This window comes from Arcobacter sp. CECT 8989 (assembly GCF_004116715.1).
Classification (GTDB): Bacteria; Campylobacterota; Campylobacteria; order Campylobacterales; family Arcobacteraceae; genus Halarcobacter.
The window spans coordinates 1-1,218 of record NZ_PDKE01000031.1; the positions used below are offsets into that span (position 1 = coordinate 1).

Below are 1,218 nucleotides of genomic sequence, written 5' to 3' on the forward strand. Positions count from 1 at the left end.
TTACCTTCCTTCTTCTTTATTCCACTGAGCATATAAAGCTTCAGCATCAGCTATTTCTTCTCTTGATGGTTTTCTTCTACAAGACAAATACCCTTTTGTCCCATCACAACTCTCAAATGGATATACTGTTGCAAACACCCAGTAGTATCCTCCTGTTTTTGTTGCATTCTTTACATATCCTGTCCAAGTATCTCCTCTTTGTACTGTTTCCCACAAGCTTTTAAATGCTTTACTTGGCATATCTTGGTGTCTTACCATATTATGTGGGTTCCCTACTAGTTCTTCTAGCGAGTATTCTGCTATTTTACAAAAATCATCATTTGCAAATCTTATTATACCTTTTGAATCTGTCTCACTAACTAGGAATGCGTATTCATCTAATACTGTCTCTTGTCCTGCTGCCATCTATTTCTTCCTTTAGTTAAACTTTTTACTTTTTGCTTCACTTACTAGTTCATTTGCCATTGTTGCTACTTCATCTGCTATTGTTTTTACTTGGTTAGCTTCACTAGCATTCTCTTGTGTTACTCTATCTAGCATTGTTACTGCATCATTTATTTGTTCTATTCCTGTCATTTGCTCTTTACTTGCTTTTGACACATCTTCTATGATATGGATTGTTTCTGAGATATGTGTATTTAGCTCTTTATATCCATTTATCATTTCATCTGATATTTTTTTACCATCATTTGCTTTTAGGTTTGCATCTTCTACTAAATCTTTTATTTCTCTTGCTGCTTCAGCAGATCTATTTGCAAGGTTTCTTACTTCTTGTGCAACTACAGCAAAACCTTTTCCTGCTTCACCTGCTGTCGCTGCTTCTACTGCTGCGTTTAGTGAAAGAATATTTGTTTGGAATGCAATTTGATCAATAACAGTAATTGCTTCATTAATTGAAGTTACTTTATCATTAATTTCATCCATTGAACTTGCTGTTTTACTTGCAAGCTCTTCACCTGTTGTTACTGATGTTCTTACTGTTTTTCCTAGCTCAGCCATTTTTGTTGCATTTTCTGCATTATTTCTTGTAATAGAAGTAATTTCTTCTACTGCTGCTGCTGTTTCTTCTAATGAAGCTGCTTGTTCATTTGCTTTTGCTGCTAGATTATTCATTGATGCTGTCATTGTTGCTGAGTTATTCTCTAGTGTTTGTCCATTATGTAAATTCGCTTTTGCGTTATTACCTAAGGCTTCTCCTAGTTTGTTGATACTTTGCAT

At 34.6% G+C, this 1,218-nt stretch carries 2 protein-coding genes; both read right to left on the bottom strand.

The features are described from left to right. Positions 1 to 405, bottom strand: a complete 405-nt coding sequence (locus CRV02_RS14225) for a PAS domain-containing protein (protein ID WP_129090896.1) — start codon at positions 403 to 405, stop codon at positions 1 to 3. Positions 406 to 417: 12 nt separating this feature from the next. Further along, on the bottom strand, positions 418 to 1,218 hold an 801-nt coding region (locus tag CRV02_RS14230; protein WP_258239323.1), incomplete at its 5' end, for a methyl-accepting chemotaxis protein.